The following is a 26968-nucleotide window of genomic DNA, read 5'->3' on the forward strand; positions in this document are numbered from 1 at the left end:
CGGCTCAGGCGTCGGCGAGCTCCACGAAGCGGCGCAGCAACCGTTGCGGTTCGGTGACGGATGCCGCGGCGAGCCGCTCGCTCACGGCCCGCAGCTCGCTCGCCGGGAAATAGCCGTGATGGCGGTACACCTGTGCACGGGCCACGAAGTCGTGGGTGGACACCTCGGGGTGGAACTGCGTCGCGTAGACCCGGCGCCCCACCCGGTACACCTGGACCGGGCACGCCGCCGACGACGCGAGCAGCACCGCGTCGGCGGGCAGCCGCTCGGTGGCCTCCTTGTGGCCGACGAGGGCATGGAAGCGGCGGGGCAACTCGCCCACGAGCGGATCGGCGACGCCGTCGGGCGTGAGGCTGATCTCGACGGCGGCGGCCTCCTCGCCGTGCTCCGTGCCGACGACCCCGCCGAGCACGCGCGTCAGCACCCCGATGCCGTAGCAGGTGAACAGCAGCGGGTGGTCGCGCTCGACCGCGTCCTCGGCGAGGCGTGCGAGGTCGGCCTCGACGCGGCGCTGCACCGGATGCTTCGACGCCTCGGGCGTCGTCACGTTGTACGGGCTGCCGCCCACCACGACCCCGGCGACCTCGTCGAGCCTCAGGTCGCCGAGGGGATCCACGTCGAGTCGCACGTGCTCGAGCCGGCCGGCGTCGAGTCCCATGGCGCGTCGCACGGACTCGTACTCGGGGCCGACGGCCTCGACCTCGGGGCGCGCCGAGAGGAAGAGGAACGGCTTCATCGCGAGCGACCGCCTCGCTTGCGCGCGCTGCGCCCCGAACGGGCCGACGACGCGCGGCCGCTGGCGCGGGACGCGCCAGCCGGCTTCCCGCCCTTCGCGCCCTTCCCGCCCTTCGCGGCTTTGCCGCCGGCACCCTTCCCGCCCTTGGCCTTCTCAGCCGCCGCGGCCTTCGCGTTCGCCTTGGCCTTGGCCGTGGCCTTCGCGGGCGCAGCGGCGTCCTCGTCGTCGCCCTCTCGGCGCGAGCTCCGGGCCGTGCGGCCCCGCACGACGCCGACGAGCTCCTGGATGTCGGCGTCGTCGCGCTCGACGCGCCAGACGAGCGCGATGCGCGTCGGCGCGGCATCCGTCAGCGGCACGGCCACGACATCGCGGCGGTGGTGCAGGCGCGCGACGCCGTGGGGGAGGATCGCGTGGCCCGTGCCGGCGGCCACGAGCTCGACGGTCATCGCGGCGTCGGGCTGCGCCGGCGCGAGTGGCTCGTGCACGAGATCGGCGAGCGTCAGCGCCTCGGCCTCGGCGAGGGGGTGGTCCTTCGGGAGCACGGCGACGGCGAGCTCCTCCCAGAGCTGGATGACGTGCAGACCCGCATCATCGATGGGCAGGCGCACGAACGCGACATCCGCCTCGCCCGCACGCAGGTCGGCGAGCTGCTCGGCCTCCTCGACGCGCACGGCCTCGAGCGGCAGATCGGTCCGTCGCTCGTTCCACGCGCGCAGCCACTTCGCGGGGCTCACCCCGGCCACGTAGCGCAGCCTCAGCGTCACGGCGCCCCCAGTCCAGTCATCCGGCCGCTCCCGGCCTCCCCACAGCCTACCGACGGGTGCCGTCGCAGCCGCGCTGCCGCGGGCCGGTGGGCGGATGCCGCGTGACGGGCTACGGTGTGAGGGTGAGCCAGTCCCAGTCGATGAAACCCGAGACCGCAGCCAAGAAGCTCGGCATCCTCCTCGAGGCGGCGCCCGAGGACTTCCGCGAGGGCGACGTCACCCGCGACGAGCTCAACGCGCTCCTGGCCGATCCGCCCGAGTGGCTGCAGGTGCTGCGCCGCGAGGGACCGCACCCGCGCAACGTCGTGGCGGCGAAGCTCGGCATCTCCAACTCGGGCCTCGCCCGCGGCGGCATCACCGAGCCGCTCACGACGGCCGAGATCAAGGCGCTGCTCGTGGCACCGCCGCAGTGGCTCGTGCAGGAGCGGGCCACGCAGGCCGCCGTGCGTGCCGAGAAGATCCGCGTCGCCGACCGCGACCGTGAGCGCGCCGCGCGCCAGGCCGGCGGCGGCGGAGGCGGCTCGGGGGTCTGAGCCTCTGGCGCCCGCCGCTCGGTGACGACCGCTACGCGGCCGGTGCGAACCGGGCGCGGATGAACGCCGCGACGTCCGCGAGCTCGCGGTCCGACACCGAGTGGCCGACGCCCTCGTAGATGCGCTCGTCGAGCGTCGAGTGCGCGGGCAGCCACGCCTGCGTGCGGGCGACGGATGCCACGGGGATGACCCCGTCGACGGTGCCGCGCCCCCAGAACACGTGGGGGGCGAGCTGCGACATCCGCTCGTCGCCGTCGCGCTCGCCGGGCAGCGCGAACCCGGCGAGGCTCACCGCGAACGCGAATCGCTCGGGTGCCCGTCGCAGGAGCTCGAGGGCCATCGCACCGCCCTGCGAGAAGCCGAGCAGGCCGATCGGTCCGGCGCCGGGGGCGGCACGGTCGAGCCAGTCGAGGATCGCGTCGGTCGCGGCATCCGCCCCCTCGACCGAGAGCTCGGCGCCCTCGGCGAGGAGCGGGAACCACGCGTGCCCGTACCCGGTGTACAGCGGTGCGCGCAACGACGCGATGGCGGGCTCGAGCGGCAGGTACGGCGTCAGGCCGAACAGGTCCCCCTCGTTCGAGTTGTACCCGTGCAGCAGGAGCAGCAGCGGACGGCCCGCCCGATCGGCGGCCGACGCCGACCAGAGCACGGCCTCGTCGTCGACGCGCACCTCGGGCATGGGTCCTCCGCTCCGGGCGGCGGATGCTGCGAGCCACCGGATGCCGCACGCCCGCCTTCGAGCGTACCCGTCGCCCCTCGCCCGCCACTCGCCCGCCCCCTCGCGTCGAGATCTTGTGTTCGGTGCGAATACCCGCCCCTGCGCGCACCGAAGACGAGATCTCGACGCATCGGGGGAAGCGGGGGCGCGTGGGGCAGAATCGAGGCATGAGCGTGCGCACCCCCGACCCGGACTGGAATCCCGACGACGAGCCCGTCGTGCGGCCGCCCGCCAACCCGGGCTGGCTCACCGACCTCGAGCTCGCCGAGATCCGGGGCCGCCTTCCGCTGCTCTACGTCGAGGCGGTGCCGGTTCGGGTCGACGGGCTCGGGCAGGTGTCCGAGGTCGGCGTGCTGCTGCGGGCGAACGCCGTCGGCGAGATGACCCGCACGCTCGTGTCGGGCCGCGTGATGTTCGGCGAGACGCTGCGCGACGCCCTGTTCCGCCACCTCGAGAAGGACCTGGGGCCGATGGCGTTCCCGCTGCTGCCCGCGAGCCCCGTGCCGTTCACCGTGGCCGAGTACTTCCCGCTGCCCGGCATCTCGCCGTTCTCCGACGAGCGCCAGCACGCCGTGTCGCTGGCCTACGTGGTGCCCGTCACGGGCACGTGCGAGCCGCGGCAGGACGCCCTCGAGGTCACGTGGATGACCCCGGTCGAGGCGGTGTCCGAGAGCATCGCCGCCGAGATGGAGGGCGGGCGCGGCATCCTCGTCAAGCAGGCGCTCGCGTCGGTGGGCGCACTGCGCTGAGTCAGCGCCCGGCGAGCCCGAGCGTCTCGAGGAACAGCCGCGTGAGCCGCGTCGCATCGACCTCGAGGGCGACCTCGACGTTCGCCCACTCGTCGGCGAGCCCGTGTACCAGGTCTTCGCCGCGACGTTCGCGCAGGTCGACGAGCGTCTGCCCGCGGCCGTAGCCGGCGAGTTCGACGCGCACCGGACGCACCTCGGTGCGGAGGGCCAGCGGGTCGACGATGGAGCACACCGCGCCGGCGTCGCCGATGAGCCCGGTGTACTCCTCCTGCTCGTCGGCCGACAGGGCGATGCGATGCCCGAGGAGTGCGCCCACGACGCGGCCGAGCGGGTCGTCGCCGTGCTCGAGCGCGGCCGCGAGGTCCTGCCCGACCGAGACGCGGTTGAACACGTCGAGCCCGTACATGTAGGCGGGCACGTTCGCGTCGAGCACGATGGCGGCGGCCTCGGGGTCGTGCCACACGTTGAACTCGGCCACGGCCGTCGCGTTGCCGACGCTGGCCGAGCCGCCCATGAACACGATCCGTTCCAGGTTGCCGGCGACCTCGGGGTAGGTGCGCAGCAACAACGCGAGGTTCGTCTGCGGGGCGAGGGCCACGAGCGTGACGGGCGTCGGGTGCTCGAGGATGAGCCGGCGCAGGAGTTCGACGGCGCCGACGGGTTCGGGTCGCCGCTCCGTGGGCGGCAGGGGGACACCGCCGAGGCCGTCGAGGCCGTGCACGTGGCCGGCGGAGCGGGGCGGCTCGAGCAGGGGCCGCGCGGCGCCGGCCGCGACGGGCAGGTCGGGCGCGCCCGCGGCGTCGAGCACCCGAAGCGTGTTGTCGACGACCTGCGCGAGCGAGGCGTTGCCCGCGACGCACGTGATGCCGAGCACGTCGATGCCCGGATGCCGCACGGCGAAGAGGATGGCGAGGGCGTCGTCGACGCCCGTGTCGACGTCGAGGATCACGGGAACGCTCATCGCATCACCGTAACGCGACCGCCGGGGTCGCCGCGCCCGTCATTCGACGCGCGTTCGTGCCGCGTCAGCGGACGAACCGCACCTCGTGGATCTCCTCGCCGAGGAACGGCACGTGCTGGTCGGCGCCGTCGAGCACGAAGCCGTTGCGTTCGTAGAACCGGTGCGCGCGGGGGTTGTCGGAGGCGACCCAGAGGTACACCGCGTCGTCGCCCACTGCGGCGTCGAACAGCTTCTGGCCGATGCCGGTGCCGTGGTACGCGTCGAGGAGGTAGATGAAGTAGAGCTCGCGCTCCCGGGGTGGGTTCTCGTCGCGTGCGGGACCCGAGCCGACGAAGCCGACGATCTCGCCGTCGACGAGGGCGGCGAACTGCTGGTACTCCTCGCCCCGCTCGGCGTAGTGGTTCCAGAGCTCCGCCATGCGCCGCGGTGAGAGGTGCTCGAAGGCCGCCGCGCTGATCAGGTGGTCGTAGGTCTCGTGCCAGCAGGTGGCGTGGACGCGCCCCAGCGCCTCCACGTCGGAATCGCGGATGGGACGGACGACGACCTCGGCAGCAACTTCGGTGCTCATGCGAGAAGGCTAAGCCAGGGCGCGCGGGACGCGAAATCGTGGGATACGCCCTTGCGTTGAGCGCCCGAGCAGCGCGTGTCCGGCGAGGAGGTCCGCCGCGGAGACGGCGAAGGCCCCCCGTCGACCCGGTGGTCGGCGGCGGGGCCTTCGGCACGTGGTGCGGAGGGTCAGCCCTGCGCGCGACGGTTGGTGCGCGCGGGCGACACGAGGCTGCCGACGCGAAGCGGCTGCTTGCCCTGGCCCTGGCGGGCGGATGCCCCGCGCTGTGCGCCCGTGGCCTGTGCGCCGCGGCTGTGGCCCGCGCCCTGCTTGGGTGCGTGCGCCTTGGCCTCGGCGGGGCGGCCGGAGCGGTCCCGGCGCGGCGTCGCGGGGGCGAGGTCGTCCTGCCCGCCGCTGCGGCCGGTGCCGCGACCGCCGCGGGAGCCGCGCGAGGCGCCGCTCTGCGGGCTGCGCTCGTCGCGCGCTGCGCGCTTGCGCTGGGCGTTCGCGCCCTGCGAGCGGCCGCCGCCCTGCGGCTGGACCGCAGCGCGGGGAGCCGGCTTCACGTAGGGGGCGACATCGCCGACGAGCGAGGTGACCGACGGCGAGTTCGCCGTGACGCGCTCGGGCGTCACGGTGATCGCGGCCTTGCGGAGCAGCGTCTTCAGGTCCTGCTTCTGCGCGGGCAGGCAGATCGTGACGACGTCGCCCTCGCTGCCGGCGCGGGCGGTGCGGCCCGAACGGTGCAGGTACGCCTTGTGCTCCATGGGCGGGTCCACGTGGATGACGAGCTCGACATTGTCGACGTGCACGCCGCGCGCCGCGACATCCGTGGCCACCAGGACCCGGGCCGAGCCGTCGGAGAACGCCGCGAGGTTGCGGTCGCGCTGCGGCTGCGACAGGTTGCCGTGCAGGTCGACGGCGGGGATGCCCTGGTCGGTGAGCTTCTTGGCGAGCTTCTTCGCGTGGTGCTTGGTGCGCATGAAGAGGATGCGACGGCCGGTGCCCGACGCGAGCGCCTTCACGAGGTCGTTCTTCGCGTCGACGTCGTCCACCTCGAACACGTGGTGGGTCATGGCGGCGACGTGCGAGGTGGCCTCGTCGACCGAGTGCAGCACCTCGTTCTGCAGGAAGCGCTTGACGAGCTTGTCCACGCCGTTGTCGAGGGTGGCCGAGAACAGCAGGCGCTGGCCGCCCTGCGGGGTCTTGTCCATGATGCGGGTGACCACGGGGAGGAAGCCGAGGTCGGCCATGTGGTCGGCCTCGTCGAGCACGGTGATCTCGACGGCGTCGAGGGTCACGAAGCCCTGCTTCATGAGGTCCTCGAGGCGGCCGGGGCAGGCGACGACGATGTCGACGCCGGCGCGGAGCGCGTCGACCTGGCGCTTCTGGTTGATGCCGCCGAAGATCGTCGTGGTCTTCATGCCGTAGGCGGCGGCGAGCGGCGCGAGCACCGCGTCGATCTGGGTGGCGAGCTCGCGCGTGGGGGCGAGCACGAGGCCGAGGGGGCGGCCGGGGCGGCGCTTGCCGCCGGCGAGCGATCCGCCGAGGCGCGCGGCCATGGGGATCGAGAACGCGAGGGTCTTGCCCGAGCCGGTCTTGCCCCGGCCGAGCACGTCGCGTCCGGCGAGCGTGTCGGGCAGGGTGTCGACCTGGATCGGGAACGGGGTGGTCTTGCCGTCGGCGGTGAGGGCCGCGACGATCGGAGCGGGCACGCCAAGCGTGCTGAAGGTGGTGTCGGTCACTGGTGCCTTTCGGGGCAGAGCGCACCGCACGGGATGGCGCCGCATTCGGCGGCGGTTCGGACCCGTCGGTGGGAGAGTGGCGAAGGCGCCGGTCGGCGCATCCGTTCGCCGTATGAGAATCATCGGGCGCCCTCTGATGAGGCCCTGCCCGGAAGCGTTTCTACGACGCAGGCGGCGCGTTCGTCGCGCACACCGTCACCCACTGTAGCGGATGCCGCTGCACGCCCCCTGTGCGCGGCCGCTCAGCGCGGCATCCGCTCGCCGACCGGCACCTCCTCGCCGAGCGTGTTGCCCGGCTGCGCGAGGGGGCACGACCAGGACGGGTCGTAGGCGCACGAGGGGTTGTAGGCGAAGTTGAAGTCGATCACGAGCGAGTCGCTGTCGGAGCCCGGACCAAGGTCGGCGCCCTTCACCGTGTCGAGCAGGTAGCGCCCGCCGCCGTAGGTGCCGCCGGGCACGCCGGCGAGGGCGTCCTTCACCGGGACGAACAGCCCGCCGCCGTACGTCGTGAGCCGCCACACATCGAGCGTGCCCAGGTAGGGGATGCGCACCGTGCCCACGAGCGAGAACGGGATGGCGCCGTCGGACGCGCTGTCGACGGTGATCCGCACCGGCTCGTCGGGGCGGCGCACCTCGAGCTCGAAGCGCCAGTCGGGGTCGTAGCGCGACACCGTCAGCCCGGTGAAGCGCGCCCGGTCGTCGGGCAGCAGCGGCGACTGCGGATGCCCCGCGAAGAGCTCGTCGCGTCCCGACAGCCACAGCTCGTGGCCCTCGGCGGGGTCGTGCACGCTGAGCTGGCGCACGCCCGTGTAGAGGCCGAACACCCGGCGGCGCCAGTCCGAGAGCTGCAGTGAGCCGATCGAGTCGTTCATGCGGTCGCCTCCGATCGGGTTCCGGATGCCGCGGCGTCGGCGGCCTGCGCGTCGGCGGTGCCCGGCGGGTCGAACGACCACGTCGGGGCCAGCTGCCGGAGCCGGAGGCCCCGCCACTGCCAGAACGCCCACGTCGGGTACCACGCCACCAGGTCGAGGGCGCCGGCGTGCGCACGCAGCTGGTCGCGGTAGAGCGTGCGCCCGTCGGGCAGCTCCGACACCGCCATGCGGTGATCCCAGCGGTCGAACACCGCGAGCGGGCCGGTCAGCGCGCCGCCGCCGTCGCGGAGCATCCGCACGCCCGCGGGCAGGCCGCCCGGGTAGCTCACGTCGACGACCTCCTCGCCGGCCGGGAACCGGCGGAACGCGAGCGCCCGCACGCGATGCGGCCCCTCTGGCCACGTCGTCGGCAGGCCGCCGTGCTCGAGCGACGAGAAGTCGAGCCAGGGGGCGACGACCTCGCGCAGCACGGCCGGGCTCCGGAGCGCCCGCCACGCGGCATCCGGAGGGCAATCGAGCGTGAGTTTCAGCAGGACCCGCATGAGCCGAGAGTATGGCCAGCGGATGCCACGGCAAAGCACCGTGACCGGATTCACGGCGCCCGCCCGGCCGACGCGCAGCCTGCGCCGTGGTCCCAGCCGCGTCGCACCCGTACGTCCTAGACTCCGCCACATGGGCGAAGCACTGTGGTGGCTGCCGTCGCTCGTCGTCTTCGGCACGACCGCGCTCGTGATCGCGGGCGGGGTCGTCGGCGTGCGCCGGCTCGGCGTGCGCCGGGAGCGCGCCGCGCTCGAGTCCGGCCGGGAGCTGGAGGTGCGAGCGAAGGGCCTCATCGTGCAGGCCGACACCGCGGTGCGCGAGGCCGACCGCGAGATCGCCTTCGCCGAGGCGCAGTTCGGTCCCGCCGCCGCCCGCGAGCTGCGTACGGCGTTCGAGACCGCCGGCTCCCGCCTCCGCGAGGCGATCCTCCTGCAGCAGCGCCTCGACGACGCCGAGCAGGAGTCGGCCGCCGACCGGCGCCGGTGGAGCGCGCACATCGTCGACCTCTGCGACTCCGCCCTGCGCACGCTCCAGGCGGCGCAGTCGGGGCTCGCCGCCCGCCGCCGCCTCGAACGGGGCGCCGGCACCGACCTCGCGGCGCTCCGGGAGGACGTCGCCCGCATCGAGCGACGGCGCACGGATGCCGCGGCCACCCTCGAGCGCCTCGTCGAACGGTTCGCGCCGACGGCGGTGCGCTCGGCGCTCGCTGCTGCCGGGCGCGCCGACGCGGCCCTCGCCGAGGCACTGGCCGCGCTCGCCGAGGCCGATCGCCGGATCGCGGCCGCCGAGCCCGCGGCGGAGCCCCTCGCGACCGTCGCCGACCGGCTCGAGCGCGCCGACCACGACCTCGCCGTCGTCGAACGGACGGAGGCCGACCTCGCCTCGGCGGAGGCGGCGGCCGACGACGCCGCCTCCGCGCTCGACGCCGACCTCGCCGCCGCGCGTGCGGAACGAGACGCCACCGAGGACCGCGACGCCCAGGCCGGCCTGGGCGTGGTCATCGGCGAGGCCTCGGCGGTGCTCGCGGGCAGGACGCCCGGCGGGGCCCAACGGGTGGAGGCCGCACCCGGCGACGTCGGCCGACCGGTGGGCAGCGTCGACCCGGTCGCCGACCGCGACCGGCTGCGGGCGGCCCGCGACCGCCTCGAGGTGGCGAGGGCGGCCGCGCGGAACGCACAGGGGCGCCTCGACGGAGCCCGCGGTGCGCTCGGCGGGGCGATCGCCATCGCCGAGAGCCAGGTCCGGGTGGCCCACGCCGCGATCGAGCGCGGCGGCGGCCGGATCGGCGGCGACGCCCGGGCCCGGCTCGCCGAGGCCGAGCGCCAGCTCGTGATCGCCCGGCAGGAGCCCGATCCGGTCGCCGCGCTCGACGCCGCGCGGCGTGCCTCCGCTCGGGCCAGCGACGCCGAGGCGCTCGCGGCGTACGACGCCATGGGCGGCGCCGCGCGCTGACGCCCGCCCGCCGCGCAGCCGCCTCCTCACGCCGCCTACCTCGCGCCGCTCACCCTCGCGCCGCCCGCCTCGCGCCGCCTCGCGCCGCCCGCCTCACGCCGCCCCGCCGAAATGGAGGAAGAAGTGGAGGACACGCCGGCGCCGGCCCGGCGCTCCGCGGCGCGCCGCCCGGAACTTCCTCCATCTCTGCATCGGGAACGGCGCCGGGGCCGCGCGACGCGGGCCGTCATCCGCGGCATCCGGGCGATACCCTGACCCGGTGAGTGATTCGAACACGCCGTTCGGCCAGGCGAAGTACCAGGTGCGGTTCGACTGGGGCGCGGCGGGCGCCGAACGCATCCTGCCGGGCGCCCACGTGGTGGTCGTGGTCGACGTGCTCTCGTTCACGACGGCGGTGGTGGCGGCGGTCGAGCACGGCGTTCCCGTGGCGCCCTGGCCGACGGATGACCCGCACGGGGCCGCGGCGCTCGCCGAACGGCTGGGCGGGTCGGTCGCCGCTCGACGCGGCGAGCCGGGCCCGACCCTCTCGCCGACGAGCTTCACCGGCCGCGAGGCTTACGACGAGCTCGACGGGCCCGTCGTGCTGCCGTCGCCGAACGGCGGAGCCATCGCCGCCGCGCTCGCCGATCGCGGCGTCGTGGTGCTCGCCGGCGCGCTGCGCAACCGCGCGGCGGTCGCCCGCCGCATCCTCGCGCTGCAGGAGGAGCGCGGTGAGCGCACCGTGGTCGCGATCGTCGCCGCGGGCGAGCGGTCGTCGGGTGCGCACGGCTCAGCAGCCCGAGCCCGAGCCGGAGCCGGAGCGGCACCCGCCGACGACCCCATCCGATTTGCGATCGAGGACCAGCTGGCCGTCGGCGCCATCGTCGACGCCCTCGTCGCCCTCGGCATCGACCACACCTCTCCCGAAGCGGCCGTCGCCTGCGCCGCCTTCGAGGGACTTCGGCACGCGGCGACCCACCTCGTCGGCGCGTCGGGCAGCGCGGTCGACCTCGTCGAGCAGGGGTACCGTGCCGACGTGCGCTTCGCGACCGAGCTGGATGCCGCCGAGGTCGTGCCCGAGCTGCGCGACGGCGTCTTCAGCGCCTGACGCGCCACGGCACTGTCCTCGCCGCCCAGGGCGGGCCGGTCGCCCGGGTTCAGGCCGCGGCCTGCACCGCCTTGCGGGCCCGGTGCGCCCGCACCTTCGCCCGGTTGCCGCAGCGCTGCATGGAGCACCACCGGCGGGTGGCCGCGCGCGAGGTGTCGAGGTAGACCATGCCGCAGTCGGCGCCGTCGCACTCGCGGATGCGCCCGGTGTTGGCGGGGTCGAACAGGTCGACGGCGTCGCGGGCGATCGTCGACAGCGCCTGCCCGACGGTCTGCACCGAGCGGCCGGCCTGCCGCGAGCCGCCGCCGAGCACCGGCGGGATGTCGGGCGTGGCGGCATAGAGGTTGACGAGGTCGATGTCCGCCGCACGGGGTGCGTCGTCTTCGGCGGCGGCGACAGCCAGGCGCCCGATCGCGTCGCGGAGCGAGATCGCGTCGAACAGGTCGCGGGAGCGGGCCGCGCCGACCGCCACGGGGAACCGCTCGCGCATCCATGCGGTGAGGTCGTCGGGCGAATGCAGCAGCTCGGCCTCCCGCGCACCACGCATCGGCCCGGTGTAGGCGAAGTCGAGGGCGAACGAGCCCGAGTCGAACCACCAGCGCGTGCCCTCGGCAGAGGTGAACCACTGTCCGATGGGGATGGACACGGTCGAGACGGGCATGGAACCATCCTTGGCAGTCGCGGATGCCGCATCCGCTGGTTCGAGTGCGACGCATGCTCGGGCGGGCATGCGCTCCGGCGGCCCGGCCGAGGCGGCGCTCAGCCGGCGGCCGCGCTCGCGGCCCGCCGCCGTACCGCGGGCGTGATCTCGCGACGACGCCACACGATGAGGTTCGCCCGGTCGAAGCCGCGACGGCAGAGGCCGCAGCTCAGGGGGCGCTGGGGTTCACGGTAGCGGAAATGCTCGTGGCCCGCGGGGCAGTGCCCGACCCACGGGGCGAGTTCGTGCGCGACCTCGCCGTCGTGCGTGCGACGGCCGACGTAGCCGAGCTCCGTGGCGATGCTCGCCCACCGGGCTCCGTGGCCGGCGCGGGGTCCGGCGAGCGCGTGCGCGACCTCGTGCAGGAGGATCTGGTGGATCTCGTCGTCGTCGTAGCGGGCGGCGAGATACCGCGAGACCGAGATGTGCTTCGCGGTGTAGTTGCAGAGGCCTGCGCGCTTCTTCGCATTGTCGAAGCCGAAGCTCCAGACCGCGGGGTCGAGGTGCAGGGCGATGAGCGCGTCGGCCCACCGTCGCACCCGCTCGAGATCCGCCATGGGATGAGGATAATCCCGCGGAACGCCGCGCGGCAGGAGGTGGTGACCCCCGAACGGGTGCGCGTTTCGCGGCGGCATCCGTCGGCCCGGCTCACGAGGGTGCGAGGCGCACCCGGAAGAGCTTGTCGTCGCCGGGGGAGGGTGACCCCCGGCCGTCGGTGTTGTTGCCGATGAACCACAGTTCGCCGTCGGGGCCTGCGGTGACGTCGCGGAGGCGGCCGAGCTCGCCCGTGAACCACGGCGTCGCGGCGAGGGGGGCGCCCGACGTCGCGGGGGCGATCGACCACAGCCGTTCGCCGCGGAGGGCGGCGAGGAACAGCGTGTCGCCGACGATCGCGAGTCCGCTCGGGCTCGCTTCCGACGTCGGCCATTGCTGCACGGGGTCGACGAAGCGAGGGTCTCCGGCCTGGCCTTCGACGACCGGCCAGCCGTAGTTGCCTCCGCGGGTGATGCGGTTGAGCTCGTCCCACGTGTTCTGCCCGAACTCCGCCGCCCAGAGTTCGCCGTTCGCGTCCCAGGCGATGCCCTGCGGGTTGCGGTGCCCGAACGACCACGTGTGGTTGCCGAAGGGGTTGCCCGGCGCGGGCCGCCCGTCGGGCGTCATGCGCAGGATCTTGCCCGAGAGCGAGTTCGGGTCCTGTGCGACGTCGCGGTTCCCGGCGTCGCCGGCGGTGGCGTAGAGGAACCCGTCGGGTCCGAAGCCGAGGCGGCCCCCGTCGTGGTTGCCGGCCTTGGGGATGCCGGTGAGCACGTCCTCCGGCGCCCCGAGGCCCAGCGAGCCGGGAGCGCCCGTGAGCGGCATCCGCACGATGCGGTTGTCGGATGCCGCGGTGAAGTAGGCGTAGACGAAGTCGGGGTCGTCGCCGTCGGTGGGCCGGAACGCCAGGCCGAGGAGCCCTCCCTCGCCACCGGGCACCACGCCCGGCACCGTGGCCGCGACCCGCAGCGACCCGTCGCCGAGCACCTCGACCACGTTCGCGGTGTCGCGCTCGCTCACGAGGGTGCCGCCGCCGGGCAGGCGGAGGATCGACCAGGGCGCCTGCAGTCCCTCGGCGATGACCTCGACACCGCCGGTGGGCTGCAACACGGGCGGAGGTCCGGTGGGCGTCGGCGTCGCGGTGAGGGTCGACGGGGGCGGCGCTGCGGTGCCCGGCGGCGTCGATGGCAGGGGGCTGCGGTCGGGCGCGGGCGCGACGCATCCGGTGATCACGAGGGCGAAGGCGACGGATGCCGCGACGGCGGCCGCGCTCGTGAGCCGCCGCCCGCTCCGCCCTGACTGCTGCAGCCGTCCGTCTCGCCCGCTGCGTGCCGCCTCGCGCATGCGCCCTCCCGGCTCCAGTCTGCGCGCAGCTTCGGCAGAATGGGAGCATGGAGCCGGTGATCGACCTCAACAGCGACCTCGGCGAATCGTTCGGCGCATGGCGCGTGGGCGACGACGAGGCGATGTTCGGCCTCGTCTCGAGCGCCAATGTCGCCTGCGGCTTCCACGCCGGCGACGCCCTGACCATGGCGGAGAGCGTGAGCCGAGCCGCTCGCCACGGCGTGGCGCTCGGCGCGCATCCCGGCTACCGGGACCTCGCCGGCTTCGGACGACGGGCGCTCGACACGAGTCCGGCCGAGCTCGCCGCCGAGCTGCTGGTCCAACTCGGCGGGCTCGACGGGCTCGCCCGTGCGGCGGGCACTCGGGTGCGCTACGTGAAGGCGCACGGCGCGCTCTACCACCGGCTCGCGGTCGACGAGACGGCGGCGCACGCGTTCGCCGAGGCGGTGGCCCGCTACGACGCCACGCTGCCGCTGCTCGGGCCGCCGTCGAGCGCCCTCGAGCGCGCATCGGATGCCTCGGGGCTCCGCTTCGCCCGCGAGGCCTTCGTCGACCGGGGCTACGTCGCCGACGGCTCGCTCGTGCCGCGCGGGGAGCCCGGCGCGGTGGTCGACGATCCGGCCGCGGCCGCCGACCGCGCCCTCGAGCTCGCCGAGACCGGCGGCATCACGGCCGACGACGGCAGCCGTGTCGAGCTCGCGCCCGACTCGCTCTGCCTGCACGGCGACACCCCGGGCGCCGTGGCGATGGCGCGCGCCGTCCGCGCCGCCCTCGAGGCCGCCCGCGTCGAGATCCGAGCCTTCGCATGACCCGCCGGCTCCTGCCGAGCGGCGACGCGGCCCTGCTGGTCGAGTGCGACTCGCTCGAGGAGGTGCTCGCGCTGCACGACGCGCTGGCCGCCGACCCGAAGCCGGGCGTGGTCGAGCTCGTGCCGGCCGCGCGCACGATCCTCGTCGCCGTCGATCCCGCGCGCATGGCGCTCGAGTCCGCGGCGACCTGGGTGCGGCGCATCCCCGCCGAGGCGGGATCGCGGGTCGCGGGCGCCGCGGCGTCGCCGGTCACGATCCCGGTCTCCTACGACGGCGACGACCTCGTCGCGACGGCTGCGCTGCTGGGCGTCTCGACGGAGGCCCTGGTGGCCCGGCACACCTCGATCGACTGGCGGGTGGCGTTCATCGGCTTCGCGCCGGGCTTCGGCTACCTCGTGAGCGACGACTGGCCGTTCGAGGTGCCGCGGCTCGACGCGCCGCGCCCGCGGGTGCCGGCTGGGTCCGTCGCGCTCGCCGGGGCCTTCGGCGGCGTCTACCCGCGCCAGAGTCCTGGCGGCTGGCGACTGATCGGGCGAACGACGTCCACGCTCTGGGATGCCGAGTCGGCCGACCCTGCGGTGCTCGCGCCCGGGCGTCGCGTGCGCTTCGAGGCGGTCGACGCGGGATGACCCGCCTGCGCGTCGAGCACCCGGGCGCCTCGGCGCTCGTGGAGGACCTCGGGCGGCCGGGCCTCGCGCACCTGGGCGTCGCGGCATCCGGTGCGCTCGACCGCGGTGCGCTGGCGCTCGCGAACCGGCTCGTGGGCAATCCCGACGGCGCCGCGGCGCTCGAGCTGGCCGTGGGCGGGTTCCGGGGCCGGTTCGAGGGGGAGGCATGGTTCGCGGTCACCGGGGCGTGGGGGCCCGTCACGCTCGACGGGCGACCGGTGCCGCCCTACACGGCGACCCGCGCCCGTCACGGTGCCGTGCTCGAGGTCGGCGTCGCCGCACGCGGCATCCGCTACGTGCTGGCCGTGCGCGGCGGACTCGACGTGCCCGCCGCCCTGGGTTCGCGCTCGCGCGACACGCTCGCCGCCCTCGGGCCCGAGCCGGTGGCCGCCGGGCAGGTGCTCGCGATCGGTGCGGAGCCCGCGGCATCCGTGCCCGTCGTCGACCAGGACGTCGCGTTCCCTCCGCCCGACGGGGCGGTCACGCTCTCGCTCCTGCCGGGGCCGAGAGCCGACTGGTTCACGGATGCCGCGGCCGCGACGCTCTTCGAGTCCGCCTGGCGCCTCTCCGGGCAGGCCGACCGCATCGGCGCGCGGCTGCTCGGGCCCGAGCTCGCGCGCCGCCGATCGGGGGAGCTGGCGAGCGAGGCGACGGTGCCCGGGTCGATGCAGGTCGCGGGCGATGGACGGCCGACGATCCTGCTCGCCGACCGGCCGGTCACCGGCGGGTACCCGGTCGTCGCGGTGGTCGCGCCGGCCTCGCTCGACGCGGTGGCGCAGCTGCGGCCCGGCCAGGAGGTCCGCTTCCGCCACGCGTGAGGCGGCCCGTCGCCCGCCCGCAGCCCGGCGTGCGGAAGCAACTCTTCACAAACGGGGCATCGCGTGGAAGTATCTTCCATACCGACCTTGGAGGATCGACGATGCCCCTCGACGCCACGACACATGACGACCCGACGCCGAGCGGACTCGGCCGCCGCGACTTCCTCACCCTGGCCGTCGCCGGTGTCGCGGCATCCGCGTTCACCGTCACCGTCGGCACGCTCGCGCCCGGCACCGCGTACGCCGAAGGCGCCGGCTCCGCCGCGGGCGCGGCACTCGCCCCGCGCAAGCGCGAGCTGCGGGCGATGTGGATCTCGTCGGTCGTGAACATCGACTGGCCGAGTCGAACCGGCCTCGCCGCCGACGAGCAGCGCGCCGAGTTCCTGCACTGGCTCGACGTCGCCGAGCAGTTCCACCTCAATGCCGTGTTCGTGCAGGTGCGGCCCACGGCTGACGCGTTCTGGCCAAGCCCGCTCGAGCCGTGGTCGCAGTACCTCACCGGCGTGCAAGGGGAGGATCCGGGCTACGACCCGCTCTCGTTCATCGTCGACGAGGCGCACCGCCGCAACCTCGAGCTGCACGCCTGGTACAACCCGTACCGCGTCTCGATGCAGGCCGACCCCACGCAGCTCGTGCCCGAGCACCCCGCGCGCGTGCACCCCGACTGGGTCTGGGCGTATGGCGGCAAGCTGTACTTCGACCCCGGCCTGCCCGAGGTGCAGGAGCACATCCAGCAGGCGATCCTGCACTCGGTCGAGCACTACGACCTCGACGGCGTGCACTTCGACGACTACTTCTACCCCTACCCGGTGGCCGGGCAGGTGATCCCGGATGCCGCGACCTTCGCCGCGCACGGTGCCGGCTTCGCCGACGTCGCCGAGTGGCGCCGCCACAACGTCGACACCTTCGTGCACTCGATCTCCGAGCGCATCAAGGCGCTGAAGCCGTGGGTGAAGTTCGGCATCAGCCCGTTCGGCATCTGGCGGAACCGCACGACCGACCCCCTCGGGTCCGACACGGGCGGCTCGCAGTCCTACGACCTGCAGTTCGCCGACACCCGGAAGTGGGTGCTCGAGGGCTGGCTCGACTACATCAACCCGCAGGTGTACTGGCAGATCGGCCTGGCCGTCGCCGACTACGCGAAGCTCGTGCCGTGGTGGGCCGGGGTCGCCGCGGCATCCCGCACGCATCTCTACATCGGCGAGGCGCTCTACAAGGTGACGTCGGGCGTGTTCACCGACCCGGCCGAGCTCTCGAACCACCTGACGCTCGACCGGGGGATCGACGACGCCGGCACGCCGGTGCACGGCAACGTGTACTTCTCGGCGAAGCACGTGCCCGCCGACCCGCAGGGCTCGATGTCGCGCGTGCTCGCCGACCACTACGCCCACCCCGCCATCGTGCCCGCCATGGAGTGGCTGCCGTCCACCGACGTGCGCGCGCCCGTGCTCACGAGGGCGACCCGCACCGACGCGGGCGTCGAGCTGCAGTGGTCGGATGCCGCGCCGCCGAGCCTGCGGGCCACCTCGTTCGCCGTGTACCGGGTCGAGGGCGGCACCGGGGCCATCGACGTCGAGGACGCCGCCAACCTGCTCGCGACGGTCCGCGCGCAGTCGGGCGTCGTGCAGCGCTGGACGGACGCCTCGGCCGCGGAGGGATCGACGTACCGCTACGTCCTCACCGCGCTCGACCGCGTGTGGAACGAGAGCGCGCCGAGCGTGGTGCGCCGCTCGAGCTGACCGCAGCGTTGCGACGCCGGCCCGCCGGTCGCCGGCCGGGTCAGCGACCGGGCTTGGACAGGAAGATCGAGCGCGCGGGCGGCGGCGACGGCACCGCCGTGGCATCCGTCACCACCGGCGCGCCCGCGATGAACCGGTGCAGCTCGGCGCCGTCGACGAGCTTCGCCGGAGCGGGATCGCTCGCGAGCCGGCGGGGGAGGCCCGCGAAGGGCAGCTCGTCGTGGGAGGCGTACATGACGACGTTGCCGAACCGCCGGCCCTTCAGCATCGAGGTGTCGGCGGCGATCGCGACGTGCGCGAAGACGTGCGCGAGCGTCGCGGCCTGCGAGCGCGCGAACGCGAGGCCGGCGCCGTCGGCGACGTTGACGGCGACGATGCCGCCGGGCGCGAGGCGCGGCACGAGGAGCCCGTAGAACTCCGCGCTCGTCACGTGCGCGGGGGTGCGCGCGCCCGAGAAGATGTCGACCACCGCGATGTCGACCGCGCCGTCGAGGCCCGCGGGCAGCTTCGCGAGGACCTCGCGGGCATCGCCGTGCCGCACCCGCACCTGCGCGCCGCGCGGGAGCGGCAGGTGCTCGCGCACCAGGTCGACGAGCTCGCTCTCGAGCTCGACCACCTGCTGGCGCGAGCCCGGCCGCGTGGCGGCGACGTAGCGGGGGAGCGTCAGCGCGCCACCGCCGAGGTGCACGGCCGTGATCGGCGCGCCGTCGGGACGCACGAGGTCGATGGCGTGCCCGATGCGCCGGACGTACTCGAACCCGAGCCAGTCGGGGCGCTCGACCTCGACGTGCGACTGCGGCGTGCCGTCGACGTACAGCGTCCACGACCCGGGCACCGAGCGCGACTCCTCGAGGCGGGCGACATGGCCGCTCACGGAGAGGCGTCGTTCGAGGTCTGGCACGGATGCCACGCTACCCGCCTGCAGCGAGGGGCGCGGCGCCTCGGCATCCGCCACCGCGTCGCACGTCACCTCAGCAGGCGCCCCAGAGCGCCGCGTCCAGACGGTGGCCGGTGACCACCGCGCCGGGGAACGGCCCGGCCGCGGCGAGCCGGTCGGCGAGCCCGTCGGGGAGCCCGCCGGAAGCGGCGACCAGGAGCACGTTGCCCTCCTCTGCGCCGGAGAGCACCGCCGGGTCGCCGGCGACGAGCAGCTCCGCGGCGGGGTCCGCGCGGGCGAACCCGCGGGCCTGCGCGCGCAGGCGGGTGAGGCCGGGCGCATCGGCCACGTTCACGGCGACGATGCCGCCGGCGCGCACGAGCGCGAGGCATCCGCCCAGGAATGCCGGCTCGTCCACGAACGACGGCGCATCGAGTCCCTCGTAGACGTCGACCACCACCGCGTCGAGGGCCGGCCGCTCCGTCGCCGTCGCGAGGACGGTGACCGCATCGCGGGCGTCGGCGAGCCGGAGCTCGATGTCCTCGCCGGGCGGGAGCGGGAGCCGGTCGAGCACGGTGGCGGCGACCTCGGGATCGAGCTCGACGACCACCTGGTGCGACCCCGGCCGGGTCGCCGCGACGTAGCGCGGCAGCGTCATCGCGCCGCCGCCGAGGTGGAGGGCCCGGATCGGTTCGCCCGCCGGCGCCACGGCGTCGAGCACGTGGCCGAGGCGCCGCATGTACTCGAAGAACAGCCTCGTCGGATCGCCCGGATCCACGTGCGACTGGGCCGTGCCCTCCACGAGGAGCGTGAGGCCCGTCGGCGAGAAGACGTCGGCCTCGAACTCGATGCGGGGGTGCGACATGCCTGCATCGTGCCACGTCCGCGCCCGCTCGAGCTGCCCGATCCGGCCGCGCGAATCGCGAGAGGTCGGGCCGACCGCCGCCGGATCTCCCTGCCGGAACCGGGAATCGGCGGGGCGTCCGCGTGGTTATACCGGAGATCCCGGAACAAATCAAGAATCTCGCTGGACATGGCGCGTCGTTTGACATATAGTTGACCTTTGCGCTCCCAGACCCACCATGCCTTCATATTGCGGTCGGCTTCGCGTGCCGGGGTTCCAGACCTCGTGCATCCGCAAACGTCTGAGGGGTTCCACTCTCCGCTACCGACAGTGAACCGGCCCGACGGGGCCGATGGAGGTTATTCACTTGGCTGCTGCGCGCAACGCGACCACGCCCACCCCCAAGAACGGACGCGGTGCAAGCCGCCTCTCGTTCGCAAAGGTCACCGACACCCTCACCGTGCCCGACCTGCTCGCACTCCAGACGGAGAGCTTCGACTGGCTGGTCGGCAACGACGCGTGGAAGGCACGCGTCGCCGAGGCCGAGGAGGCCGGCCGCCAGGACCTGCCCGAGCACACGGGCCTCGAGGAGATCTTCGAGGAGATCTCCCCGATCGAGGACCTCGGCGAGACCATGCAGCTCTCGTTCACCAACCCTGAGCTCGAGCCGCCGAAGTACACGATCGACGAGTGCAAGGAGAAGGGCAAGACCTACTCCGCCCCGCTCTACGTGAACGCCGAGTTCATGAACCACCTCACCGGTGAGATCAAGACGCAGACCGTCTTCATGGGCGACTTCCCGCTCATGACCCCCAAGGGCACCTTCGTCATCAACGGCACCGAGCGTGTCGTCGTGTCGCAGCTCGTCCGCTCGCCCGGCGTCTACTTCGAGCGCACCCCCGAGAAGACCTCCGACAAGGACATCTACTCGGCTCGCGTCATCCCGAGCCGTGGTGCATGGCTCGAGTTCGAGATCGACAAGCGCGACCAGGTCGGCGTGCGCATCGACCGCAAGCGCAAGCAGTCCGTGACCGTCTTCCTCAAGGCCCTCGGCCTCACGAGCGAGGAGATCCTCGAGGAGTTCGCCGGCTACGAGTCGATCGCGCTCACCCTCGAGAAGGACAACATCCTCACCAAGGAGGAGGCGCTCAAGGACATCTACCGGAAGCTCCGTCCGGGCGAGCAGGTCGCCGCCGAGGCCGCGCGTGCGCTCCTCGACAACTTCTACTTCAACCCGAAGCGCTACGACCTCGCCAAGGTCGGCCGGTACAAGATCAACAACAAGCTGGGCCTCGAGGCTCCGCTGACCGACTCGGTGCTCACGGTGCAGGACATCGTCGCCACGATCAAGTACCTCGTCGCCCTCCACGACGAGCGCACCACCATCGCGGGTCGCCGCGGCGGCAAGGCGGTCGACATCCGCCTCGACGTCGACGACATCGACAACTTCGGCAACCGCCGCATCCGCGCGGTCGGCGAGCTCATCCAGAACCAGGTGCGCACCGGCCTCAGCCGCATGGAGCGCGTCGTTCGCGAGCGCATGACCACGCAGGACATCGAGGCGATCACCCCGCAGACCCTGATCAACGTGCGACCCGTCGTCGCCGCGATCAAGGAGTTCTTCGGCACCTCGCAGCTGTCGCAGTTCATGGACCAGAACAACCCGCTCGCGGGCCTGACGCACAAGCGTCGCCTGAGCGCGCTCGGCCCCGGCGGCCTCTCGCGCGACCGCGCGGGCGTCGAGGTCCGAGACGTCCACCCGTCGCACTACGGCCGCATGTGCCCGATCGAGACCCCTGAAGGCCCGAACATCGGCCTGATCGGCTCGCTCGCGTCGTTCGCGCGCATCAACTCGTTCGGCTTCATCGAGACGCCGTACCGCAAGGTCGTCTCGGGCAAGGTCACCGAGCAGATCGACTACCTCACGGCGATGGAGGAGGACGACTACATCGTCGCCCAGGCCAACGCGCCGCTGAAGGCCGACGGCCACTTCCAGGAGGAGCGCGTCCTCGCCCGCAAGAAGGGCGGCGAGGTCGACCTGTTCCCCGCCGACGAGATCGGCTACATGGACGTCTCGCCGCGCCAGATGGTGTCGGTGGCGACCTCGCTCATCCCGTTCCTCGAGCACGACGACGCGAACCGCGCCCTCATGGGTGCGAACATGCAGCGCCAGGCGGTGCCGCTGCTCCGCAGCGACTCGCCGTTCGTGGGCACCGGCATGGAGGGCTACGCGGCCGTCGACGCCGGTGACGTGATCACCGCCGACAAGGCGGGCGTCGTCACCGAGGTGTCGGCCGACTCGGTCACCGTGCAGCTCGACGAGGGCGGCACGCAGACCTACTACCTGCGCAAGTTCGACCGCTCCAACCAGGGCACGTCGTACAACAACCGCGTGGTGGTCTCGGCAGGCGAGCGCATCGAGGCCGGCGAGGTCATCGCCGACGGTCCCGCGACCGACAACGGCGAGCTCGCGCTCGGCAAGAACCTCCTCGTGGCGTTCATGCCGTGGGAGGGTCACAACTTCGAGGACGCGATCATCCTCAGCCAGAACCTCGTGAAGGACGACGTGCTCTCGTCGATCCACATCGAGGAGTACGAGGTCGACGCGCGCGACACGAAGCTCGGCAAGGAGGAGATCACCCGTGACCTCCCCAACGTCAGCCCCGACCTGCTGGCCGACCTCGACGAGCGCGGCATCATCCGCATCGGCGCCGAGGTCCGCCCCGGCGACATCCTCGTCGGCAAGGTCACGCCGAAGGGCGAGACCGAGCTCTCGGCCGAGGAGCGCCTGCTCCGCGCGATCTTCAACGAGAAGAGCCGCGAGGTGCGCGACACGTCCCTGAAGGTGCCTCACGGCGAGCAGGGCACGATCATCGGCGTGAAGGTGTTCGACTCGCAGGACGGCGACGACGAGCTCGGCTCGGGCGTCAACCAGCGCGTGGTCGTCTACATCGCCCAGAAGCGCAAGATCACCGAGGGCGACAAGCTCGCGGGCCGTCACGGCAACAAGGGCGTCATCTCCAAGATCCTCCCGGTCGAGGACATGCCGTTCCTGGCCGACGGAACCCCCGTCGACGTCATCCTGAACCCGCTGGGCATCCCCGGCCGAATGAACTTCGGCCAGGTGCTCGAGACGCACCTCGGATGGGTCGCCAAGCAGGGCTGGAAGGTCGACGGCAACCCGGCGTGGGCCAAGAAGCTCCCGAAGGACGCGCACGAGGCCGCCCCCGGCACCAAGGTCGCGACCCCGGTGTTCGACGGCGCCCTCGAGGAGGAGATCGCGGGTCTGCTCGACTCGACGCTCCCCAACCGCGACGGCGAGCGCCTCATCGACTCGACCGGCAAGACGCAGCTCTTCGACGGTCGCTCCGGCGAGCCCTTCCCGTACCCGGTCTCGGTCGGCTACATGTACATCCTGAAGCTGCACCACCTCGTGGACGACAAGATCCACGCGCGCTCCACCGGCCCGTACTCGATGATCACCCAGCAGCCGCTCGGTGGGAAGGCGCAGTTCGGTGGCCAGCGCTTCGGTGAGATGGAGGTGTGGGCCCTCGAGGCCTACGGCGCCGCCTACGCGCTGCAGGAGCTCCTCACGATCAAGTCCGACGACATCCTCGGCCGCGTCAAGGTGTACGAGGCGATCGTCAAGGGCGAGAACATCCAGGAGCCCGGCATCCCCGAGTCCTTCAAGGTGCTCATGAAGGAGATGCAGTCGCTCTGCCTGAACGTCGAGGTCCTCTCGGCCGACGGCACCGCGGTCTCGCTGCGAGACACCGATGACGAGGCCTTCCGCGCAGCGGAGGAGCTCGGCATCAACATCTCCGCGCGCTTCGAGTCGTCGAACATCGACGAGATCTGAACCCGGCCAGAACGACGACTGAGATTTTTCTAGGAGAGAAATTGCTCGACGCAACCACTTTTGACGAGCTTCGCATCGGTTTGGCCACCGCCGACGACATCCGTCGTTGGTCGTATGGCGAGGTCAAGAAGCCCGAGACCATCAACTACCGCACGCTCAAGCCCGAGAAGGACGGCCTCTTCGGCGAGCAGATCTTCGGACCTTCCCGCGACTGGGAGTGCGCCTGCGGCAAGTACAAGCGAGTGCGCTTCAAGGGCATCGTCTGCGAGCGCTGCGGTGTCGAGGTCACGAAGTCCTCGGTGCGCCGTGAGCGGATGGGCCACATCGAGCTCGCCGCCCCCGTCACGCACATCTGGTACTTCAAGGGCGTGCCCTCGCGCCTCGGCTACCTGCTCGACATGGCGCCGAAGGACCTCGAGAAGGTCATCTACTTCGCCGCCTACATGGTGATCGACGTCGACAACGAGGGTCGTCACGCCGACATGCCCGGCCTCGAGAACGAGCTCCGGCTCGAGATCAAGACCATCGGCGACCAGCGCGATGCCCGCATCGCCACGCTCATGGCACGCAAGGAGGAGGAGCTCGCCGGTCTCGAGGCCGAGGGCGCCAAGTCCGACCAGAAGAAGCGCGCCGAGGCCGCCGCCGACAAGGAGATGGCCGGCGTCCGCAAGAGCGCCGACGAGCAGATCGCGCACCTCGAGCGCGTGTGGGAGGACTTCCGCACGCTCAAGGTCGGCGACCTCAAGCCCGAGGACTCGGTGTTCCACGAGCTCCAGGACCGCTTCGGCATGTACTTCGACGCCTACATGGGCGCCGAGGCCATCAAGAAGCGCCTCGAGGCGTTCGACCTGGCGGCCGAGGCGGAAGACCTCCGCCTGCAGATCGCCGAGGGCAAGGGCCAGAAGAAGATCCGTGCGATCAAGCGGCTCCGCGTCGTCAGCTCCTTCCTGCAGACCGGCAACTCGCCGGCCGCGATGGTGCTCGACGTGGTGCCGGTGATCCCGCCGGAGCTCCGCCCGATGGTCCAGCTCGACGGCGGCCGCTTCGCGACCTCCGACCTCAACGACCTCTACCGTCGTGTGATCAACCGCAACAACCGCCTTCGTCGCCTGCTCGACCTCGGGGCTCCCGAGATCATCGTGAACAACGAGAAGCGGATGCTGCAGGAGGCCGTCGACGCGCTGTTCGACAACGGCCGTCGTGGTCGCCCCGTCACGGGCACCGGCAACCGCGCCCTGAAGTCCCTGAGCGACATGCTCAAGGGAAAGCAGGGTCGCTTCCGCCAGAACCTGCTCGGCAAGCGCGTCGACTACTCGGGCCGTTCGGTCATCGTGGTCGGTCCGCAGCTGAAGCTGCACCAGTGCGGCCTGCCCAAGCAGATGGCGCTGGAGCTCTTCAAGCCGTTCGTGATCAAGCGCCTCATCGACCTGAGCCACGCGCAGAACATCAAGGCCGCCAAGCGCATGGTGGAGCGTTCGCGCCCGCAGGTGTGGGACGTGCTCGAGGAGATCATCCGCGAGCGCCCCGTGCTGCTGAACCGCGCGCCCACGCTGCACCGCCTCGGCATCCAGGCGTTCGAGCCCCAGCTCGTCGAGGGCAAGGCCATCCAGCTGCACCCGCTCGTCTGCGCGGCGTTCAACGCCGACTTCGACGGCGACCAGATGGCCGTGCACCTGCCGCTGTCGGTCGAGGCCCAGGCCGAGGCCCGCATCCTCATGCTGGCGTCGAACAACATCCTGAAGCCGTCCGACGGCCGTCCGGTGACCCTGCCCACGCAGGACATGATCATCGGCCTGCACCACCTGACGACCCACAAGCCCGGCGCAGCCGGCGAGGGTCGCGCGTTCTCGTCGATCGCCGAGGCCATCCTCGCGTTCGACCAGAACCGACCGGGTGACATCGCGCTCGACCTCAACGCCACGGTGAAGATCCGCCTCGAGGGGCTGCACTTCGCCGAGGGCGACGAGCCCGAGGGCTTCGTGTCGGGCAAGCCGTTCCTCATGGAGACCACGCTCGGTCGTGCGCTCTTCAACGAGGCGCTGCCGGTCGACTACCCGTTCTTCAACCAGCAGGCCGGGAAGGGCCAGATCTCGGCGATCGTCAACGACCTCGCCGAGCGCTACCCGAAGACCGAGGTCGCCGCGACCCTCGACCGGATCAAGGACGCCGGCTTCCGCTGGGCGACCCGTTCCGGCGTGACCGTCGCGCTCTCCGACATCCTGACGCCGCCGAACAAGGGCGAGATCGTCTCGAAGTACGAGAAGCAGGCCGCGAAGGTCACGTCGCAGTTCGAGAAGGGTCTGACGACCGACCTCGAGCGCCGCCAGGAGCTCATCCAGATCTGGACGAAGGCCACCGACGAGGTCGCCAAGGCCATGCAGGAGAACTTCCCGACCGACAACACCATCAACCGCATGGTGACGTCGGGTGCTCGTGGTAACTGGCTGCAGGTGCGCAACATCGCCGGCATGCGAGGCCTCGTGAACAACCCGAAGGGTGAGATCATCCCTCGCCCGATCATCTCCTCGTACCGCGAGGGGCTGTCGGTGGCGGAGTACTTCATCGCGACGCACGGTGCCCGAAAGGGTCTGGCCGACACGGCCCTCCGTACGGCCGACTCGGGCTACCTCACGCGTCGTCTCGTCGACGTCTCGCAGGATGTCATCATCCGCGAGGACGACTGCGGCACCGGCCGTGGGCTCGACCTGGCGATCGCGACGACGGATGCCACGGGCGAACTCGTCCGCGACCCGAACGTCGAGAACGCGGTCTACGCCCGCAGCCTCGCCGCCGACGCGGTGAACGCCAAGGGCGAGGTCGTGGCCGAGGCCGGCGAGGACGTGGGCGACGTGCTCATCGACAAGCTGCTCGGTGCCGGCGTCGAGACCATCAAGGTCCGCTCGGTGCTGACCTGCGAGTCGGCGGTCGGCGTCTGCGCGAAGTGCTACGGCCGTTCGCTCGCGACCGGCAAGCTCGTCGACATCGGCGAGGCCGTCGGCATCATCGCGGCCCAGTCGATCGGCGAGCCCGGCACGCAGCTCACGATGCGTACCTTCCACACCGGTGGTTCGGCCTCGGCCGACGACATCACGCAGGGTCTTCCCCGCGTGCAGGAGCTCTTCGAGGCACGTACCCCCAAGGGTGCGTCGCCCATCGTCGAGGCCCCGGGTCGCATCACGATCGACGAGACCGAGCGTCAGCGCAAGGTCATCCTCACGCCCGACAACGGCGACGAGCCCATCGCGTACAACGTGCTCAAGCGTTCGACGCTGCTCGTCGAGGACGGCCAGCACGTCGAGCTCGGCCAGCAGCTGATCGTCGGCACCGTCGACCCGAAGGAGGTCCTCCGGGTCAAGGGCGTCCGCGAGGTGCAGAAGCACCTCGTCGACGGCGTCCAGGACGTCTACCGTTCGCAGGGCGTGCCGATCCACGACAAGCACATCGAGGTCATCGTGCGCCAGATGCTGCGCAAGGTCACCGTCGTCGACCACGGCGACACCGACCTGCTGCCCGGCGAGCTCGTCGACCGCTCGAAGTACAACGAGATCAACCGCGCCACGCTCACCGAGGGCAAGAAGACGGCGTCGGCTCGCCAGGAGGTCATGGGCATCACCAAGGCCTCGCTCGCGACCGAGTCGTGGCTGTCGGCCGCGTCCTTCCAGGAGACGACCCGCGTGCTCACGCAGGCCGCCATGGAGGGCAAGTCCGACCCGCTGGTCGGCCTGAAGGAGAACGTGATCATCGGAAAGCTGATCCCGGCGGGCACCGGTCTGAACAAGTACCGGAACGTCGCGGTCGAGGCCACCGAGGAGGCGAAGGCGGAGCGGTACCCGAACCGCATCTTCGCCGATGACGCGGCCTTCGCCGAGGGAGACCTCAGCTTCGTCGACTTCGACGCGTTCTCGAGCGACGACTTCACCCCCGGCAACTACAGCTAGTCGCCGATACGACCGAAGGGCTCCGGAGCGATCCGGGGCCCTTCGTCGTACCCGGGGTCGCTCCCCGGCCGGGCGAGCGGATGCCGCGAGCGGCCGCCCTCGTCTCCCGCGCGCCCGCGCGGCTCCGCGGCCGG

At 72.5% G+C, this 26968-nt stretch carries 23 protein-coding genes; 10 read left to right on the forward strand and 13 right to left on the reverse strand.

The window, feature by feature from the left end; translation table 11 throughout:
- Positions 1–4 precede the first annotated feature (4 nt).
- Both J2X63_RS11675 and J2X63_RS11680 read right to left on the reverse strand, forming a co-directional pair.
- Positions 5–736 (reverse strand): glutamine amidotransferase, encoded by a 732-nt coding sequence (locus J2X63_RS11675; RefSeq protein WP_309977223.1) that lies wholly within the window; start codon positions 734–736, stop codon positions 5–7.
- A complete protein-coding gene (locus J2X63_RS11680) occupies positions 733–1500 on the reverse strand; it encodes a LysR family transcriptional regulator substrate-binding protein (RefSeq protein WP_309977226.1) in 768 nt (255 codons plus the stop codon). Before J2X63_RS11680 ends, J2X63_RS11675 begins: the two co-directional genes overlap by 4 nt.
- Before the next feature lie 140 nt (positions 1501–1640).
- Here J2X63_RS11680 and J2X63_RS11685 point away from each other — a divergent pair, with 140 nt between their 5' ends.
- A complete protein-coding gene (locus tag J2X63_RS11685) occupies positions 1641–2033 on the forward strand; it encodes a DUF5997 family protein (RefSeq protein ID WP_396133153.1) in 393 nt (130 codons plus the stop codon).
- A gap of 31 nt (positions 2034–2064) precedes the next feature.
- Here J2X63_RS11685 and J2X63_RS11690 read toward each other — a convergent pair whose 3' ends face one another.
- Entirely contained in the window at positions 2065–2712 is a 648-nt protein-coding gene (locus tag J2X63_RS11690) for an alpha/beta fold hydrolase (protein ID WP_309977228.1), read from the reverse strand.
- 206 nt (positions 2713–2918) lie between these two features.
- On the opposite strand from J2X63_RS11690, the gene J2X63_RS11695 reads away from it, so the two are divergent.
- Positions 2919–3500, forward strand: coding sequence for an NUDIX hydrolase family protein (locus J2X63_RS11695; protein WP_309977229.1), 582 nt, complete (start codon positions 2919–2921; stop codon positions 3498–3500).
- Position 3501: 1 nt separating this feature from the next.
- Here J2X63_RS11695 and J2X63_RS11700 read toward each other — a convergent pair whose 3' ends face one another.
- From J2X63_RS11700 to J2X63_RS11720, 5 genes are all read right to left on the reverse strand, one after another.
- The gene (locus tag J2X63_RS11700; RefSeq protein ID WP_309977231.1) at positions 3502–4461 is read right to left on the reverse strand and encodes a nucleoside hydrolase; all 960 of its coding nucleotides are present in this window, start codon (positions 4459–4461) and stop codon (positions 3502–3504) included.
- Between the two features lie 64 nt (positions 4462–4525).
- Positions 4526–5029, reverse strand: a complete 504-nt coding sequence (locus J2X63_RS11705; protein WP_309977232.1) for a GNAT family N-acetyltransferase — start codon at positions 5027–5029, stop codon at positions 4526–4528.
- Positions 5030–5196: 167 nt separating this feature from the next.
- Positions 5197–6753, reverse strand: coding sequence for a DEAD/DEAH box helicase (locus tag J2X63_RS11710; protein WP_309977234.1), 1557 nt, complete (start codon positions 6751–6753; stop codon positions 5197–5199).
- A gap of 242 nt (positions 6754–6995) precedes the next feature.
- Positions 6996–7625, reverse strand: coding sequence for a DUF1684 domain-containing protein (locus J2X63_RS11715; RefSeq protein ID WP_309977236.1), 630 nt, complete (start codon positions 7623–7625; stop codon positions 6996–6998).
- Positions 7622–8167: a hypothetical protein gene (locus J2X63_RS11720; RefSeq protein ID WP_309977238.1), complete on the reverse strand. Its 546-nt coding sequence runs from the start codon at positions 8165–8167 to the stop codon at positions 7622–7624. The genes J2X63_RS11715 and J2X63_RS11720 overlap by 4 nt, the downstream gene beginning before the upstream one ends.
- Before the next feature lie 130 nt (positions 8168–8297).
- Between J2X63_RS11720 and J2X63_RS11725 the strand changes: the two genes are divergently transcribed.
- Together J2X63_RS11725 and J2X63_RS11730 are read left to right on the forward strand one after the other, a co-directional pair.
- On the forward strand, positions 8298–9617 hold the full coding sequence (locus J2X63_RS11725) for a hypothetical protein (protein WP_309977240.1): 1320 nt from the start codon (positions 8298–8300) through the stop codon (positions 9615–9617).
- 259 nt (positions 9618–9876) lie between these two features.
- Entirely contained in the window at positions 9877–10704 is an 828-nt protein-coding gene (locus J2X63_RS11730; RefSeq protein ID WP_309977241.1) for a 2-phosphosulfolactate phosphatase, read from the forward strand.
- A 49-nt stretch (positions 10705–10753) separates the two neighbouring features.
- Here J2X63_RS11730 and J2X63_RS11735 read toward each other — a convergent pair whose 3' ends face one another.
- From J2X63_RS11735 to J2X63_RS11745, 3 genes are all read right to left on the reverse strand, one after another.
- Entirely contained in the window at positions 10754–11365 is a 612-nt protein-coding gene (locus tag J2X63_RS11735; RefSeq protein WP_309977243.1) for a CGNR zinc finger domain-containing protein, read from the reverse strand.
- Between the two features lie 98 nt (positions 11366–11463).
- Positions 11464–11961, reverse strand: a complete 498-nt coding sequence (locus J2X63_RS11740; protein ID WP_309977245.1) for a SprT-like domain-containing protein — start codon at positions 11959–11961, stop codon at positions 11464–11466.
- Between the two features lie 91 nt (positions 11962–12052).
- Positions 12053–13282 (reverse strand): PQQ-dependent sugar dehydrogenase, encoded by a 1230-nt coding sequence (locus J2X63_RS11745; protein ID WP_309977247.1) that lies wholly within the window; start codon positions 13280–13282, stop codon positions 12053–12055.
- Between the two features lie 47 nt (positions 13283–13329).
- Here J2X63_RS11745 and J2X63_RS11750 point away from each other — a divergent pair, with 47 nt between their 5' ends.
- From J2X63_RS11750 to J2X63_RS11765, 4 genes are all read left to right on the forward strand, one after another.
- Complete coding sequence (locus J2X63_RS11750) at positions 13330–14091, forward strand: 5-oxoprolinase subunit PxpA (RefSeq protein WP_309977249.1); 762 nt, start codon at positions 13330–13332, stop codon at positions 14089–14091.
- Complete coding sequence (locus tag J2X63_RS11755; RefSeq protein ID WP_309977252.1) at positions 14088–14720, forward strand: allophanate hydrolase subunit 1; 633 nt, start codon at positions 14088–14090, stop codon at positions 14718–14720. The genes J2X63_RS11750 and J2X63_RS11755 overlap by 4 nt, the downstream gene beginning before the upstream one ends.
- On the forward strand, positions 14717–15577 hold the full coding sequence (locus tag J2X63_RS11760; protein WP_309977254.1) for a biotin-dependent carboxyltransferase family protein: 861 nt from the start codon (positions 14717–14719) through the stop codon (positions 15575–15577). Before J2X63_RS11755 ends, J2X63_RS11760 begins: the two co-directional genes overlap by 4 nt.
- Before the next feature lie 101 nt (positions 15578–15678).
- Positions 15679–17316, forward strand: a complete 1638-nt coding sequence (locus tag J2X63_RS11765) for a family 10 glycosylhydrolase (protein WP_309977255.1) — start codon at positions 15679–15681, stop codon at positions 17314–17316.
- A 40-nt stretch (positions 17317–17356) separates the two neighbouring features.
- On the opposite strand, the gene J2X63_RS11770 is transcribed toward J2X63_RS11765, so the two are convergent.
- Together J2X63_RS11770 and J2X63_RS11775 are read right to left on the reverse strand one after the other, a co-directional pair.
- The gene (locus J2X63_RS11770; protein WP_309977257.1) at positions 17357–18217 is read right to left on the reverse strand and encodes a fused MFS/spermidine synthase; all 861 of its coding nucleotides are present in this window, start codon (positions 18215–18217) and stop codon (positions 17357–17359) included.
- 70 nt (positions 18218–18287) lie between these two features.
- A complete protein-coding gene (locus tag J2X63_RS11775) occupies positions 18288–19058 on the reverse strand; it encodes a fused MFS/spermidine synthase (protein ID WP_309977259.1) in 771 nt (256 codons plus the stop codon).
- Between the two features lie 346 nt (positions 19059–19404).
- Between J2X63_RS11775 and rpoB the strand changes: the two genes are divergently transcribed.
- Positions 19405–22896, forward strand: a complete 3492-nt coding sequence (gene rpoB, locus J2X63_RS11780; protein ID WP_309977261.1) for a DNA-directed RNA polymerase subunit beta — start codon at positions 19405–19407, stop codon at positions 22894–22896.
- Between the two features lie 41 nt (positions 22897–22937).
- Positions 22938–26834 (forward strand): DNA-directed RNA polymerase subunit beta', encoded by a 3897-nt coding sequence (gene rpoC, locus J2X63_RS11785; protein WP_309977263.1) that lies wholly within the window; start codon positions 22938–22940, stop codon positions 26832–26834.
- The last annotated feature ends 134 nt before the right edge of the window (positions 26835–26968 follow it).

This window comes from Agromyces sp. 3263 (assembly GCF_031456545.1).
In the GTDB taxonomy this organism is placed as follows: Bacteria; Actinomycetota; Actinomycetes; order Actinomycetales; family Microbacteriaceae; genus Agromyces.